The 15,178-nt window shown below is 73.9% G+C and carries 12 protein-coding genes; 9 read left to right on the top strand and 3 right to left on the bottom strand.

Features of this window, described 5'->3' with window-relative positions:
* Positions 1–150: 150 nt before the first annotated feature.
* Positions 151–1,917 carry a dolichyl-phosphate-mannose--protein mannosyltransferase gene (locus ACSMXW_RS14785; protein WP_485806797.1) on the top strand — a complete coding sequence of 589 codons (1,767 nt, stop codon included), beginning with the start codon at positions 151–153 and terminating at the stop codon, positions 1,915–1,917.
* 222 nt (positions 1,918–2,139) lie between these two features.
* Here ACSMXW_RS14785 and ACSMXW_RS14790 read toward each other — a convergent pair whose 3' ends face one another.
* Positions 2,140–2,760, bottom strand: coding sequence for a dihydrofolate reductase family protein (locus ACSMXW_RS14790; protein WP_485806799.1), 621 nt, complete (start codon positions 2,758–2,760; stop codon positions 2,140–2,142).
* A 217-nt stretch (positions 2,761–2,977) separates the two neighbouring features.
* Between ACSMXW_RS14790 and ACSMXW_RS14795 the strand changes: the two genes are divergently transcribed.
* The 8 genes from ACSMXW_RS14795 to ACSMXW_RS14830 all read left to right on the top strand — a co-directional run bounded on the left by ACSMXW_RS14795 (position 2,978) and on the right by ACSMXW_RS14830 (position 13,094).
* The gene (locus tag ACSMXW_RS14795) at positions 2,978–4,606 is read left to right on the top strand and encodes a penicillin-binding transpeptidase domain-containing protein (protein ID WP_485806800.1); all 1,629 of its coding nucleotides are present in this window, start codon (positions 2,978–2,980) and stop codon (positions 4,604–4,606) included.
* A gap of 898 nt (positions 4,607–5,504) precedes the next feature.
* Complete coding sequence (locus ACSMXW_RS14800) at positions 5,505–6,398, top strand: SDR family oxidoreductase (RefSeq protein WP_485806801.1); 894 nt, start codon at positions 5,505–5,507, stop codon at positions 6,396–6,398.
* 77 nt (positions 6,399–6,475) lie between these two features.
* Complete coding sequence (locus ACSMXW_RS14805) at positions 6,476–7,105, top strand: TetR/AcrR family transcriptional regulator (protein ID WP_485806803.1); 630 nt, start codon at positions 6,476–6,478, stop codon at positions 7,103–7,105.
* A gap of 43 nt (positions 7,106–7,148) precedes the next feature.
* Complete coding sequence (locus tag ACSMXW_RS14810) at positions 7,149–7,715, top strand: YbaK/EbsC family protein (protein ID WP_485806805.1); 567 nt, start codon at positions 7,149–7,151, stop codon at positions 7,713–7,715.
* Positions 7,712–8,563 carry an EamA family transporter gene (locus ACSMXW_RS14815; RefSeq protein WP_485806806.1) on the top strand — a complete coding sequence of 284 codons (852 nt, stop codon included), beginning with the start codon at positions 7,712–7,714 and terminating at the stop codon, positions 8,561–8,563. The genes ACSMXW_RS14810 and ACSMXW_RS14815 overlap by 4 nt, the downstream gene beginning before the upstream one ends.
* A gap of 182 nt (positions 8,564–8,745) precedes the next feature.
* Positions 8,746–9,111, top strand: coding sequence for an SsgA family sporulation/cell division regulator (locus ACSMXW_RS14820; RefSeq protein ID WP_485806808.1), 366 nt, complete (start codon positions 8,746–8,748; stop codon positions 9,109–9,111).
* 243 nt (positions 9,112–9,354) lie between these two features.
* On the top strand, positions 9,355–12,888 hold the full coding sequence (locus ACSMXW_RS14825) for a S41 family peptidase (RefSeq protein WP_485808041.1): 3,534 nt from the start codon (positions 9,355–9,357) through the stop codon (positions 12,886–12,888).
* A 26-nt stretch (positions 12,889–12,914) separates the two neighbouring features.
* Positions 12,915–13,094: a hypothetical protein gene (locus ACSMXW_RS14830; protein WP_485806810.1), complete on the top strand. Its 180-nt coding sequence runs from the start codon at positions 12,915–12,917 to the stop codon at positions 13,092–13,094.
* Between the two features lie 251 nt (positions 13,095–13,345).
* Here the strand turns inward: ACSMXW_RS14830 and ACSMXW_RS14835 are convergent, their stop codons facing one another.
* Both ACSMXW_RS14835 and ACSMXW_RS14840 read right to left on the bottom strand, forming a co-directional pair.
* On the bottom strand, positions 13,346–14,248 hold the full coding sequence (locus ACSMXW_RS14835; RefSeq protein ID WP_485806812.1) for an SDR family oxidoreductase: 903 nt from the start codon (positions 14,246–14,248) through the stop codon (positions 13,346–13,348).
* A complete protein-coding gene (locus ACSMXW_RS14840; RefSeq protein ID WP_485808043.1) occupies positions 14,245–15,171 on the bottom strand; it encodes an alpha/beta fold hydrolase in 927 nt (308 codons plus the stop codon). Before ACSMXW_RS14840 ends, ACSMXW_RS14835 begins: the two co-directional genes overlap by 4 nt.
* Positions 15,172–15,178: the final 7 nt, after the last annotated feature.

A 15,178-nucleotide genomic window follows, 5' to 3' on the forward strand; every position in this document is an offset into this window, starting at 1 on the left:
GCGGCCCGCCGTCCGCCCCGTCCCGCGCGGCGCCGGGGGCCCCGTCGTGCTGCGCCTGAGCCGTCTCCGGCACGGTTCCATTCGTCACGGATCCATCCTCGCAGGGGCCGGAAGCGGGCGGGGCACAGGCGGGTTCCCTACGATGGCGCGGTGACCAGTACGGCAGCCTCCCCGGGTTCTCCGGGTTCCACGGACTCCACGGACGACCGCCAGGACAGCGCGTCCGGCCGGCGCCCGCCGGCCTGGCAGCAGCACCTGCGCGGCTACGGCTACGTCGCGCGCCCGGTGGCCGGCGTCCGCGACCGGCTGGTGCCGCCGTACGCGGAGCCGAGCCCCCGCGTGTGGTCGCTGCCCGGCCTCGGCTCGGCCGCCGCGGCGCGCCTCGGCCGCTGGTCCGGCTGGCTGGGACCACTGCTGGTCACCCTGGTGGCGGGCGTGACGCGGTTCTGGAACCTCGGCAGCCCGAGGGCCGTGATATTCGACGAGACGTACTACGCCAAGGACGCCTGGGCGCTGATCCACCGCGGCTACGAGGTCAACTGGCCCAAGGACGCCAACGACCTCGTCCTGGCGCAGGGCGGCCACGTCACCCTGCCCACCGACGCCGCGTACGTGGTGCACCCGCCGGTCGGCAAGTACGTGATCGGCATCGGGGAGTGGCTCTTCGGCTTCGACCCGTTCGGCTGGCGCTTCATGACGGCGCTGCTCGGCACCCTCTCCGTGCTGATGCTCTGCCGCATCGGGCGCAGGCTCTTCCGGTCCACGTTCCTCGGCTGCCTGGCGGGCGCGCTGCTCACGGTGGACGGGCTGCACTTCGTGATGAGCCGCACCGCGCTCCTCGACGAGGTGCTGATGTTCTTCGTGGTGGCGGCCTTCGGCTGCCTGCTGATCGACCGGGACCGCGCCCGCGCCCGGCTGGCCGCCGCGCTCCCCGCGGGCCCCGACGGCACGGTGCGGCCGGACCCGCCGACCGCGCAGACGCTCCGGCTGGGCCTGCGCCCCTGGCGGCTCGCCTCCGGCCTCTGCCTGGGCCTCGCCTTCGGCACCAAGTGGAACGGCCTCTACGTGCTCGCCGCCTTCGCCCTCATGTCGGTCCTGTGGGACGTCGGCGCCCGCCGGGTGGCCGGCGCCGAGCGGCCGTACGCGGCGGTGCTCAGGTACGACGCGGTGTGGGGGTTCGTCTCGACGGTGCCGGTCGCGGTGGGCGTGTACCTGCTGTCCTGGCTGGGCTGGATCCTCTCGCCCGCGGACGGCACCGGCGGCTACTTCAGGAACTGGGCGGCCACCGCGGGGCGCGGCGGCGACTGGACGTTCCTGCCGGACTGGCTGCGCAGCCTGTGGCACTACGAGTACCAGGTGTACCTGTTCCACGTCGGCCTGGACTCCCCGCACACCTACCAGTCCAACCCGTGGAGCTGGCTGGTCCTCGGCCGCCCCGTCTCCTACTTCTACGAGTCGCCCGCCCCGGGCACGGACGGCTGCCCCGTGGACGCCGGCGGGAAGTGCGCCCGCGAGGTGCTGGCGCTCGGCACGCCGCTGCTGTGGTGGGCGGGGTGCCTCGCGCTGCTGTACGTGCTGTGGCGCTGGCTGCTGCGGCGCGACTGGCGGGCGGGCGCGATCCTGTGCGGCGTCGCCGCGGGCTACCTGCCGTGGTTCATGTACCAGCAGCGGACGATCTTCTTCTTCTACGCGGTCGTCTTCGTGCCGTTCCTGTGCCTGGCGGTGACCATGATGGTCGGCGCGGTGCTCGGGCCGCCCGGGGCGAGTGAGCGGCGCAGGGTGGTGGGCGCGGTGGGGGCGGGCGTGCTGGTTCTGCTGATCATCTGGAATTTCGTGTACTTCTGGCCGATCTTCACGGGGCAGCCGATCTCGCTGGACGCGTGGCGGGCTCGGATGTGGCTGGATACGTGGATCTAGCGGGCCGGCCCGGGGGGCCGGGGGTGGCCGGTCCTTCGGTTTCCGGTCCTTCGGTTTCCGGTCCTTCGGTTTCCGGTCCTTCGGTTTCCGGTCCTTCGGTTTCCGGTCCTTCGGGCCGGTGGCCCGGGGGCGGGCGCGGCTGCCCCTTGCGGGCGGTGGCTGGCGTTCCGTTTCGCGGGGGCTGGTCGCGCAGTTCCCCGCGCCCCTTCGGGGCGCCTGCCGTCAGGAATGGTCCGGGGCGAAGGAGCCGTAGCCCGGGGTGCCTGCCGGCTCGTAGGTGGTGACGATCGTGCCCGAGGCGGTGACCGCGGTGTCGACGTGCCGGAGCGCGGCCACGGGGGCGTCGTCGAACAGGCGGCGGCCGGTGCCCAGGACGACCGGGTAGGTCAGCAGGCGGTACTCGTCGACGAGGCCGTGCTCCATCAGCGTCCGGACGAGCCGGCCGCTGCCCCACACCTGCAGCTCGTCGCCCGGCAACGCCTTCAGTTTCCGCACCTCCTCCGGCACGTTCCCCTTGACCGGAGTTGAGTGCTCCCAGGACAGTTCGTCGCGCGTGGTGGACACGACGTATTTCGGCCGGGTGTTGAGCCGCAGGGCGATCGGGTCCTCGTCCCGGTCGGGGACGTTCGGCCAGTACGCGGCGAAGATGTCGTACGTGCGGCGGCCGAGCAGGAAGGCGTCGGCGTGCGTGAACCACTCCCTGATCGTCCGGAGGGTGTCCTCGTCCGTGTACGGCACCTGCCAGCCGCCGTGCTCGAACCCGTCGCTGCGGTCCTCCTCGGGCGCTCCGGGGCCCTGCATGACGCCGTCGAGGGTCAGGAACGTGATGACGATGAGGCGCATGGTGTTTCTCCTTACCGGGGCGGTACGTCCTCATGGTGGACCGCCCCGGGGCCCGGAACTCATCGGCGCGCGCGTGGCGGGACACGTATGTCGCCCTCGGTCTCCTTTTGGCCACCATCCGGAACAACGGCGCCGTTTGTCACACCCTGCGCTTACAGTGCTGGCGATGATGTTCCCGCTCGTGCGCGGGGACACGGGGAGATGGGGAGGGCGCGGTATGCGCAGGGGGGTGGCCGGTGCGGTCGTCGGGGCGTTCGTCCTGGTGGCCAGCGGCGTGGGGTACGCGGGATACAACCTCTGGAACGGCCTGGCGGGCGACACGGTCTCCGCGGCGAGCGGACACCCGGCGCCGGAGCGGACCGGACCGCCCGACGCCAAGGAGATCCGCGAGGCGTCCCGGAAGTTCTTCGCGGCCTGGGAGAAGGGCGACGCCACCGGCGCCGCGTCCTACACGAACGACGCCGCGTCCGCCGGGGAGGCCCTGACCGGCTACCACGACGACGCGCACATCAGCCACGTCACGATCACCCCCGGGGCGGCCACCGGCGCCACCGTGCCCTACACGGTCCGGGCCACCGTCTCGTACCACGGAAAGAGCAAGCAGCTCTCGTACGACAGCAAGCTGACGGTCGTCCGCGGCGTGACCACCGGCCGCGCGCTCGTCGACTGGACGCCCAGCGTGCTGCACCCGCAGTTGGGGGACGGCGACACGCTGGTCACGGACGCGTCCGGCGCCCCGCCCATCGAGGCGGTGGACCGGAACGGCACGGTCCTCACCAAGGAGGCCTACCCGTCGCTCGGCCCGATCCTGGACGAGCTGCGCACGAAGTACGGCGCCAAGGCCGGCGGCACGCCCGGCGTCGAGCTGGCCATCCGGCACCAGGACGAGTCCGCGCCCGACACCGTCCTCGCCACGCTCGCCAAGGGCAGCCCCGGGAAGCTGCACACCACCCTCAGCGCCACCGCGCAGGCCGCCGCGGAGCGAGCGGTCGCGGGGTACCCGGAGTCGTCCGTGGTGGCGGTCAAGCCGAGCACCGGTGAGGTGCTCGCGGTCGCCAACCACCGGGACGACGCCTTCAACGCCGCGTTCCAGGGTGAGCTGGCACCCGGCTCCACCATGAAGATCATCACCGCGGCGACGCTGATCGACAACGGCATCACGACCGCCGGCGGTCCCGCGCCGTGCCCCGCCACGGCGACGTGGCAGAGCCAGACGTTCCACAATCTCGCCGGCATGGCGCCCGACGAGCACGCCACCCTCGCGTCGAGCTTCGCGCGGTCCTGCAACACGGCGTTCATCAAGTACGCGGACGAGGTCAAGGTCGACTCCCTCACCAGGGAGGCGCAGGACCGGTTCGGGCTGGGGCGGGACAACTGGAAGACGGGCATATCGTCGTTCGACGGCAGCGTGCCGGCGTCCGGCGGGCCCGACACCGCGGCGAACATGATCGGGCAGGGGCAGGTCCAGATGGACCCGCTGAACATGGCCTCGGTGACCGCCACGGCCATGACCGGGGTCTTCCGGCAGCCGGTGATCGTGCCGCAGTCGCTGGACGGGCGGACGCTGGCGACGGCGAAGGGGTTGCCCGCGGGGACGGTGGCGCAGCTTCGGCAGATGATGCACCGGACGGCGGTGAGCGGGACCGCGGCCGGGGTGATGGCGGGGCTCGGCGGGGACATCGGGGCGAAGACCGGGTCCGCGGAGGTCGATGCGCAGGCCAAGTCCAACAGTTGGTTCGCGGGGTACCGGAATGACGTGGCCGCGGCGGCGATGACGCAGGGCGGCGGGCACGGCGGGGATGCGGCGGGGCCGATTGTGGCGGGGGTGCTCAGGGCGGCGGGGTGAGCCCGGTGGTGGGGTGAGCCCGGTGGTGGGGTGAGCCCGGCGGTGGGGTGAGCCCGGCGGTGGGGTGAGCCCGGCGGTGGGGTGAGCCCGGCGGTGGGGTGAGCCCGGCGGTGGGAAGTCGGGGCGTCGGGGCGGAGCAGCTCAGCAACCCGCGGCGGCCGCCTCGCCCTCTGCTTCGTGAGGGCGATTGACGCTTCGGCGTGTGCGGGTTTCGTTGTGGCCGGTGCGCCTTCTGTTTCGTGACGGTGCCTGACGCTGCGGCGGGCGCGGCTCCGTTGTGGCCAGTGCACCCCCTGCTTCGTTGCGGGCTCGGCGATTCGGCGTGTGCGGGTTTCGTTGTGGCCGGTGCGCCTTCTGTTTCGTTGTGGGGCGGGGCCGCGGGGGGATCTCCGTCCTCGGTCCGGCGCCCTCCGTGGGCTGGAAGGGTTCTCTGGTCGTGGCGCCGGCCTCCCCCAGTGCCTTAAAGGCCTGGGAGGTACCCCCAAGGGCGGACATCCCCCCACGTCCCCTCACGTCTCGTACGCGACTGCGGCCCGGTGGGACCGCGCCTTCCCACCTCGTGCCCACCGCTGTGAGCAGTCGTTCCGCGGGGCTGGAGTACCTCCCAGGCCCTTAGGAGCAGACGGGGAAGCGGGAGAGCCACCCCCACCCCGCCCACCCGTGGCCGGGGGAAAGGGACAAGGTCCCCTCCCTCACCTGCCCGGAACGGGGGAAGGGAGAGAGCCGCCTCCACCCCCACCCGCCCGGGACGGGGGACTGGAAGGCCCTCTGGCCGTTCGCGCTCGTACGGGGCTCCGGTGGAGGAAATTTCGTGCGGGGATGGACGGGGGCGGCGTTGGCATGGTTATATGAACGCGTCGTCCATATGGGACGGCGTTCGCACCCGAAAGGAAGCATCATGACCGCCAACGTGATCGTCATCACAGGAGCCTCCAGCGGCTTCGGTGCCCTCACCGCACGCGCCCTCGCCGACGCCGGCCACACCGTCTACGCCGGCATGCGCGAAACCGCAGGCCGCAACGCGCCGCAGGTACGGTCCGCCGCGGACTACGCGAAGGAGCACGGCGTCGACCTGCGCTCCGTGGAGCTCGACGTGAACTCCCAGGAGTCCGTCGACGCCGCCATCGCGGGGATCGAGGCCGAGCACGGCCGCATAGACGTGCTGATCCACAACGCCGGCCACATGGTGGTGGGCCCCGCCGAGGCCTTCACCCCCGAGCAGCTCGCCGAGCTGTACAACGTCAACGTCCTCTCGACGCAGCGGGTCAACCGCGCCGTGCTCCCCGGCATGCGCCACCGCGGAGAAGGCCTGGTCGTCTGGGTCTCCAGCTCCAGCGTGAAGGGCGGTACCCCGCCCTACCTCGCGCCGTACTTCGCCGCCAAGGCGGGCATGGACTCGCTCGCGGTGAGCTACGCCGCCGAGCTGGCCCGCTGGGGCGTCGAGACGTCGATCGTGGTCCCGGGCTCGTTCACCAGCGGCACGAACCACTTCGCGCACTCCGGCAGCCCCGCCGACAGCGCGGTCGAGGCGGAGTACGAGACCCGGTACGCGGGACTGATGGACCAGGTAGGCCAGAAGCTCGCCGACCTCGCCCCGGAGGGTGCGGATGCCTCGCTGGTCTCCGACGAGATCGCCCGGATCGTCGCCCTGCCCGCCGGGGAGCGCCCCTACCGGGTCCACATCGACCCGGCGGACGACGGATCCGAGGAGGTCAGCGAGGTGGCGGACCGCATCCGCCGGGAGTTTCTGGCCCGGGTCGACCTCGCCGATCTGCTCACCGTCAAGCGGTAGTCACCACGTGGGGAGGGCTCCGCGGCGCGCGGCTTACACTGGCGCGGACCGAGCAGCTATGCGGACGGGAGAGCACCGTGGCGAAGGAGTCGGAAGGCGCCGTCGTCAAGGAGCGCGGTGGCCGCGGGCGCGGACGCCGCCCCGTGGACGAGGTCCGTGCGGACGTGCTGCGGACCGTCAGCGCCCTCCTCCTCGACGAGGGAACCGCCGACCTGACCTTCGAGCGGGTGGCCCGCCTGTCGGGCGTCAGCAAGACGACGCTCTACAAGTGGTGGCCGTCCAAGGGCGCCCTCGCACTCGACGGCTACTTCCACGCCGTGCAGGAGACGCTCGCCTTCCCCGACACCGGGGACATCCGCGCCGACCTGCTCGACCAGCTGCGCGCCTTCGCCAAGGTGATGACCAGGACCCCGGGCGGCAGGGTGCTGGCCGAGCTGATCGGCCAGGCGCAGACCGACGCCGAACTGGCCGCCGCCTACCGGGAGCTGTACTCGTCGGAGCGCCGCCGACTGGCCGTGGAGCGGCTGGGGCGGGCCCGGGAGCTGGGCCAGATCCGGGCCGACGTGGATCTTCAGGTCCTCGTCGACCAGCTCTGGGGCGCGGTGTACCACCGGCTGCTCATCCCCGACGAGCCCGTCACCGACGACTTCGTCGTGGCCCTGGTCGACAACCTGCTGGACGGGATCGGCACCGGACGCAGGGGCTGAAACCCGCTCGCCCGCGCCGGCGGTGACCACTAGCGTGCCGGGCATGACCAGTTCCACCGCACCGCCGTCCGGCAACGGCGCCGAACAGCCCGCCCCCCACCCGCGTTTCCTGGCCGCCCTCGCCGACCTGGGCCTCGCTGACGTCGTGCCGCGGATCCGCAGCTTCCCGGAGGCCACCCGCACCGCGGCCGAGGCCGCCACCGCCATCGGGTGCGAGCTCAGCCAGATCTGCAAGTCGCTGGTCTTCGAGGCCTGGGGATCCTCCCGGTCCGGGCGAGGTCGAGAACCCGGGGGAAGCGAGCCGGTGCTCGTGCTGATGGACGGCGCCTCACGCGTCGACGTCGAGCTGGTACGGCACGAGCTGGGCGCCGAGAAGGTGGCCCGGGCGAGGGCGGCACTGGTCCGGGAGACCACCGGGTACGCGATCGGCGGCGTGCCGCCGTTCGGACACCGCGCCCCCACCCGTGTCCTCGCCGACCGCTCCCTGCTCGCCCACGACACCGTCTGGGCCGCCGCCGGCACCCCGCACACCGTCTTCCCGATGGAGCCGAAGGCCCTGATCGCCCATGCCGGCGGCACTCTGGTGGACGTCCGCGAGCAGTCGGAGTGACACCGCTGGTCGCGACCGCGGTGCTGCTCGCGGCCGTCACGCACGCCGCCTGGAACGCCATCGCCCACGCGATCAGGGACCAGGTCGTCGCGTTCACGCTGATCGGCGGCGGCGCGACGGTGCTCGGCGCACTGCTGGCCTGCTTCGTGCCGCTGCCGTCCGGCGCGGCCTGGCCCTACCTGCTGGTGTCCGCGCTGCTGCACACCTGCTACCAGCTGCTGCTGATGCGGTCCTTCACGCTCGGCGACTTCGGGCAGATGTATCCGATCGCCCGCGGTACGGCGCCGCTGGTGGTGACGGTGCTCGCGGCCCTCTTCGTGGGCGAGACGCTGGACGGGCCGCAGGCCGCTGGCGTCCTGGTGTGCTGCGCGGGCCTGGTCGGGCTGGCCCTGTGGGGCATCAGGGGCTCCGGCGCCCGACCGGACTGGCCCGCGCTGGCCGCGGCGCTGGCGACCGGTCTGGCGATCGCCGCGTACACCGTCGTGGACGGCGTCGGCGTGCGGGCCTCCGGCACCCCGCTCGGCTACCTCGCCTGGCTGATGGTCCTTGAGGGCATGCTCATCCCGGCGTACGCGGTCAGGGCGCGGCGCGGCAGGCTGCTCGCCGCACTGCGCCCGTACGCGGTGCGCGGGCTGCTCGGCGCGGCCATGTCGATGACCGCCTACGGCCTGGTGCTGTGGGCGCAGACCAGGGCGGAGCTGGCGCCGGTCGCGGCGCTCAGGGAGTCCTCGATCATCGTCGGCGCCGCCATCGGCACCCTCTTCTTCAAGGAGCGCTTCGGCCTGCCGAGGATCGCCGCCGCGGGGCTGATGGTGGCCGGGATCGGCTTGATGCTCCACACGGGATGATCGGGATCGGCTTGATGCTCCACACGGGATGATGCCGCGGGCAGGTCGGACGGTTCCCGGCGCCGGGCGTCCTCCCGGCTCACTGGCCCGCCGTCCGTATTCCCTGTGGATTCCATGGTTGATGAAACCCAAAATATGGAACATTAACGGACAAGATGGCCATGAGCGTGAGGAGCGGTCCGATGTCCGTCGCCGTAGAGCAGCACGCGCAGGTCCGCGTCGTCACGGATGGCGCGGAGGAGGAACGGTGGGCGGTCCCCGTGGATCTGCGGTACGACCCCGATGAGGCACCGCGCAGCGTGCGGATCAGCCTGCCGGAGTCCCCGGGTGCCCCGCCGCGGCACTGGACGTTCACCCGTGACCTCCTGGAACGCGGCCTGCGCGGGCCGGTCAGCGGCGGCGATGTGCGGGTGTGGCCCAGCGGGCGGGTGCGGGCGGTGGTGGAGTTGCACTCGGAGCGGCATGTGGCGGTGGTGCAGTTCGACTCCGCGGCCCTCACCCGCTTCCTCCGCCGCACGTACGCGACCACCGGCCCCGTCCACCACTAGGGCTACGCCCCGGTCTGGTCACGCTCCGCCGGGGCCGCGCCCCGGCAGGGTCACGCCCCGCCCGGAAGGGGCCGCCGTCGGCCGGGCAGTGCACGAGTTGCCGCCGGGCGTCAGCCGGAAAAGCATGGTGGGGTGAGTGACGTGCGCGACAACGCAACGGCCGCCGGCCGCGCCCCCGACGCACCGGGCACCCCCGACGCACCGGGCACCCCCGACGCACGGGGCTACCTCCGCTTCCCGCACCTGCACGGCGACCGCCTCTGCTTCATCACCGAGGACGACCTCTGGCTCGCGCCCCTGACGGGCGACGGCACCACGACCGGCCGCGCCTGGCGGCTCACCGCGGACCGCACCAAGGCCGGCCACCCCCGCTTCGCACCCGACGGCCGGCACATCGCGTACACGAGCTGGCGCAGCATCGACCCGGAGATCCATCTGGTGCCGGTCGAGGGCGGCCCTGCCCGCCGGCTGACGTACTGGGGCAGCGCCGACACCCGCATCTGCGGCTGGAGCCCGCCCGAGCCGGACGAGGCGCCCCGCATCCTCGCCGTCGCCTCCCACGGCCGGCCCTTCTCGCACCACACCTGGGCCTACAAGGTGCCCACGGACGGCTCCCCGGGCGGCCCGCTGCCGTGGGGCCCGGTCAACGACATCGCCGTGTCCGACCTCGCGGGCGAGCACGTCACGCTGCTGCTCACCGGCAGTGCGCCGCACGAGCCCGCGGGCTGGAAGCGGTACCGCGGTGGCGGCATGGGCCGGCTCTGGCTGCACGGCAGGCGGTTGCTGGAGGACCTGGAGGGGCATCTGGACTGCCCGATGTTCGTGGCGGGACGGATCGCCTTCCTCTCCGACCACGAGGGCATCGGCAACCTCTACTCGTGCCGTCCGGACGGCTCCGACCTGCTCCGCCACACCGACCACGGCAGCTTCTACGCCCGGCACGCGTCCACCGACGGACAACGGGTGGTCTACCAGTGCGCGGGCGAGATCTGGATGGTCGACGAGCTGACGCCCGACTCCGTCCCGCACCGCGTGGACGTCCGCCTCGGCGGCCCGCGGCCCGGCCGCCGCCGCTACCAGATACCCCCGGCACAGCACCTGGACGGGATCTCGGTGGACGCCACGGGCCGCTCCAGCGCGGTCGTGGTGCGCGGCAGCCTGCACTGGCTCACCCACCGGGACGGTCCCGCCCGCGCCGTCGCGGACACCCCCGGCGTACGGGTGCGGCTGCCCGCGATGCTGGGCGCGAGCGGGCGGATCGCCTACGTCACGGACGCGGACGGCGAGGACGCCGTCGAGATCGGTTACCTGCCGCGGGCCGTCGGCACGCCGCCGCCGGTGCGGTTCGCCGGCGGGCGGCTCGGCCGGGTCCTGGAGATGGTTCCCGACCCGGAGGGCCGGCGCCTCGCGATCGCCTCGCACGACGGGCGGCTGCTGATCGTGGACGTGCCGGAGGATCCGGAGGACGCCGCGGCCGCCGCGGCCCTCGCCGGCGGAGCGGCCGCGCGGCCCGGGGCCGGCGCCACGACGGCGGGCGGCACGACGGCGGGCGCCACGACGGCGGGCGGCACCACAGGCACCCGGGAGCAGGGCGCCGGCACCGGGGAACCGGGCGGCGGGGTCGGTGAGCTGGGCGGCGGGGCCGGCGGGGAGCGGGGCGCGCCGCCGCCCCCGGCTCCGGACGGCACCGTCGTGAGCGAGCTGGCGCGGTCCCTCAACGGCCCGGTGCGCGACCTCGCGTTCTCACCGGACGGCGGCTGGCTGACCTGGTCGCACCCGGGAATCGGGCGGTCGCTGCGGCAGATCAAGCTGGCCCGCATCGAGGACGTCACACCGGGCCGGCCGGACGAGGGACTCACCGCGCGGACCGTGGTGGACGTCACCGACGGCCGTTTCGAGGACGAGAGCCCGGTCTTCACCCGCGACGGCCGCTATCTGGCGTTCCTGTCCTGGCGCGGCTTCGACCCGGTCTACGACGTGCACACCGGCGACCTCTCCTTCCCGCTCGGCTGCCGCCCCTACCTCGTCCCGCTGTCCTCCGCGATCCCCTCCCCGTTCGCGCTGCTGCCGGACGGCCGGCCCGCGGCGGGCGCCCACGACCCGCTGGGCATCGACCCGGCCGACGCGCGGGCCGCGGCCATGGCGGGCGGCGCGGCGGCGGTGGAGGTGGAGGGCCTGGCGAGCCGGGTGACGCCGTTCCCGGTGGCGGCGTCGAAGTACTCGGCGCTCAGGCCGGTGGCGGGCGGCGGCCTGGTGTGGCTGCGCTGGCCGATCTCCGGGGCGCTCGGCGAGACCTTCGTCAACCCGGCGGACACCTCGGGGCGGCCCACGCTGGAGTACTTCGACATCGCGCGCTGCCGGAAGGCGGAGCTGGTCGTGCACCTGGACTCGTTCGGAGTCAGCGGCGACGGTTCCCGGCTGGTCGTGGCCGACCAGGGCGAGCTGCGCGCGATGCCGGCCACCGGGCCCGGCGACGCGGACACCACGGTCTGGATCGACCTGCGCCGCATCCTGAAGGAGGTGGACCCGGCCGCGGAGTGGCGGGGCGCCTTCGCGGAGGCGGGCCGGCTGATCAGGGACTACTTCTGGGAGCCGCACATGGCCGGCATCGACTGGCCGGGCCGGCTCGCGCAGTACCGCCCGCTGGTGGACCGGGTCGCCTCGCCGGACGAGTTCACCGACCTGCTCCGCGAGGTGCTGGGCGAGCTGGGCACCTCGCACGCGTACGCGGTCCCGGCCCGCCGCAACGAGGGGCCGCCGCACTACCAGCGGCTGATCGGCTTCCTCGGCGCCGACCTGGTGCCCCGCGAGGAGGGCTGGATGGTCAAGCGCATCCTGCCCGGCGACTCCTCGGACTCCAGGGCGCGGTCGCCGCTGGCCGGCACGGGGATCCGGGAGGGCGCCGTGCTCACCCATGTCGACGGCCGCCCGGTCGACCCGGTCGCCGGCCCCTATCCGCTGCTGGCGGGCGCGGGCGGCACGACGGTCGAGCTGACGTTCAGGCCCGCGGAGGGCAGCGCGGGCGGCCGGGGGCCGCGGCGGGTCGCGGTGGTGCCGCTCATCGACGAGCGGCCGCTGCGCTACCAGGACTGGGTGGCCGGGCGGCGCGCGGTGGTGCGGGAGCTGAGCGGCGGCAAGTGCGGCTACCTGCACATTCCGGACATGGGCGGCTCCGGCTGGGCGCAGTTCAACCGCGACCTGCGCCGGGAGGTGTCGCGGCCCGCGCTGATCGTGGACGTGCGGGGCAACGCGGGCGGCAACATCAGCGAACTCGTCGTCGAGAAGCTCACCCGCGCCATCATCGGCTGGGACCTCACCCGCGGCGCCCAGCCCGTCTCCTACGCCAAGGACGCGCCGCGCGGCCCGATCGTCGCCCTCGCCGACGAGTCCACCGCCTCCGACGGCGACATGATCATCGCGGCGATCAAGCTGCTGAAGCTGGGGCCGGTGGTCGGCCAGCGCACCTGGGGTGGCGTGGTCGGCATCACCGGCAGGCACCGGCTCGCGGACGGCACGGTGATCACGGTGCCGATGAACGCGGCCTGGTTCGACGCGTACGGGTGGTCCGTCGAGAACCGGGGCGTGCCGCCCGACATCCCGGCCCTGCGCACGCCCGTCGACTGGGCCGAGGGCCGCTACGCGCAGCTCCACGACGCCGTCCGCGTCGCTCTCGACCTACTCGCCGAGCACCCGCCGTCCGCGCCGCCCGACCACGCTCACGTCCCGGCCCGGATCCGCCCGAAGCTGCCCCCCAGACACCGGCCGGACGCCGTCTGAAGCCGCCATCCACGGAGGGAGCCCCCATGGCTGCCAACGATCAGCGCAACAAGGGCAGGGAGTCCGCACCCGACTCCGCCGAGCGCGCCCGGGAGCGGGAGCGCGAACGGGAACGTGAACGGGACCGCCGGATGCACATCTCCGAGGACGAGCCCCGCTCGGCCCAGGAAGAGGAGGACCGCTACAAGCAGGACTACGACATCTGACGCCCCGTCGACGGTGCGCGATGCGCAGTTCCCGCGCCCCTTCGAGGCGGGGCTACGCCCCGATAGGGGCGCGGCCCCACAGAAGGCGCGGCCCCACGCGGCCCCACAGAAGGCGCGGGGAACGGCGCGACCAGCCACCGCGCTACCCGCGCTCCGCCACCGACCCGAAGGGGCAGTTTCCGTCGTAGCCGGACCACCGGCCCGGTGGGTGGTTGCTCGCGCAGTTCCCCGCGCCCCTGTCGGGGTGGCCCCTACGCCGGGTCACCGCCGGCCGACAGGCCGGCTGCGTGGGCGTCAGCCGCCCCACCCGCCCCCACCAGCCCCCGCCCGCCGGCGGACAGCCGCGGCTCGACGCGCCGCATCTCACGCTGCCCGACGGTCCCGATGACCGACGGCAGCAGCCCCCGCAGCGGCTGCATGCCCCGCAGCCACCACTGCCCGTACACATGCGCGGAGCGCCGCTCGATACCGGCCACCAGCCGGTCCACCGCGGGCCCCGCCGGGTACGTCCGGTTGGACGGCCACGGCAGCCGCCCCCGCAGTTCCCGCATCACCTCGTCCTCGTCCGCGCCGCGCACCATGTCCGTGTCGGTCCAGGACAGGTAGCCGACGCCGACCGTGACCCCCCGGTGCCCCACCTCCGCGCGCAGGCTGTGCGCGAACGCCTCGGCACCCGCCTTGGACGCGCAGTACGCGGTCATCAGCGGTGCCGGGGTGATCGCGGCGAGCGAGGCGATCTGGAGCAGGTGGCCCCGGCTCCGCAGCAGCGCGGGCAGGAACGCCCTGGCGGTCACCGCGGACCCGATGAGGTTGACCTCGACGACCCGGCGCCAGGCGTCCGGGTCGGAGGTGGCGAACGGGCCGCCGGTGGCCACGCCCGCGTTCGCGACCACGATGTCGGTCCGGCCGAACCGCGCCGAGACCTCCTCGGCGACCTGCTCCATGGCGGCCCGGTCGGTGACGTCGGCCTCCCAGTGGCCGCTCTCGCCGTGCAGCCGTGCCGAGACCCCCTTGAGCTCCTCGGGTTCGAGGCCGACCAGCGCCACCGTCACGCCGCGCGCCGACAGCTTGCGGGCCAGCAGGGCGCCGATGCCGCGCGCGGCCCCGGTGACGACCGCGACCCGCCCTTCGAGGACGTTCCTTGCGGTGCTCACGCGGAGACCACCCCTTTCGCCGACAGGTACGTTCCGGTGAGTGCGCGGATGCGCCCGCTCACCTCGTCCGGTGCCTCCACCGGCACCATATGGCCGAGCCCGGGCAGTTCGGTGCTCTCCACGCACCGCGGCAGCGCGGCGGCGAGGGCGCGGGCCTGCACGGGCGGTGTGAAGCGGTCGGCGGTGCCGACCAGGACCGCGGTGGGCGCCGTGAGCTGCCGCACCTCGGCGTCGAGGTCGAGCCGTCCGAGCACCCGCGACCAGTGGTGGCGCGGCCGGCGCGGGCAGGCGTGCACGACCCGGGCGCTCGCCTCGACCATCTCGGCCGTCGCGGCCCGGCCCATCGTCCCGTACTTGAGGATCCGCCTGCTGAGCGGCGTGACCGGACCGAGCGGCGCACGTGAGTTGAGCAGCAGGCCGGTGGCCGCGGAGCGCAGCCGTCCGGCGCGCAGCGGCAGCACCAGCGACTCGGCGACCAGCCGGGAGCTGCCGGTGCTGCACAGCAGCACCGCGGCGGCACGCTCCCGCAGGGCGTCGGTGCCGGCCGCGGCCATCACCGTCATCCCGCCCATGGAGTGGCCGGCTATCACCGCGCGCCGGCCCGGCCCCAGCGCGGTGCCGAGCACCGCCGTCAGGTCGTCGGCGAGCTGCCGGGTGCCGTATCCGGCGGGCGCCTCGGGGGCGTCACTGCGGCCGTGGCCGCGCAGGTCGTAGACGATGACGCGGTGGTCGGCCGCGAGGTCGCGTATCTGGGCCGCCCAGAACGCGGTGGAGCAGGCCCAGCCGTGCACCAGCACCACGGCGGGCGCGTCGTCGGGGCCGTGCAGCTCGACGTGGAGGGAGGTGCCGTCGCCGGAGACGGCGGTCAGCTCGCGGACGGGAGGCGGCGGGGCGTACCGCCCGGTGGCGATCGGACCGGACAGCCCGGCG

It is taken from the genome of Streptomyces sp. DSM 116793 (assembly GCF_057320905.1).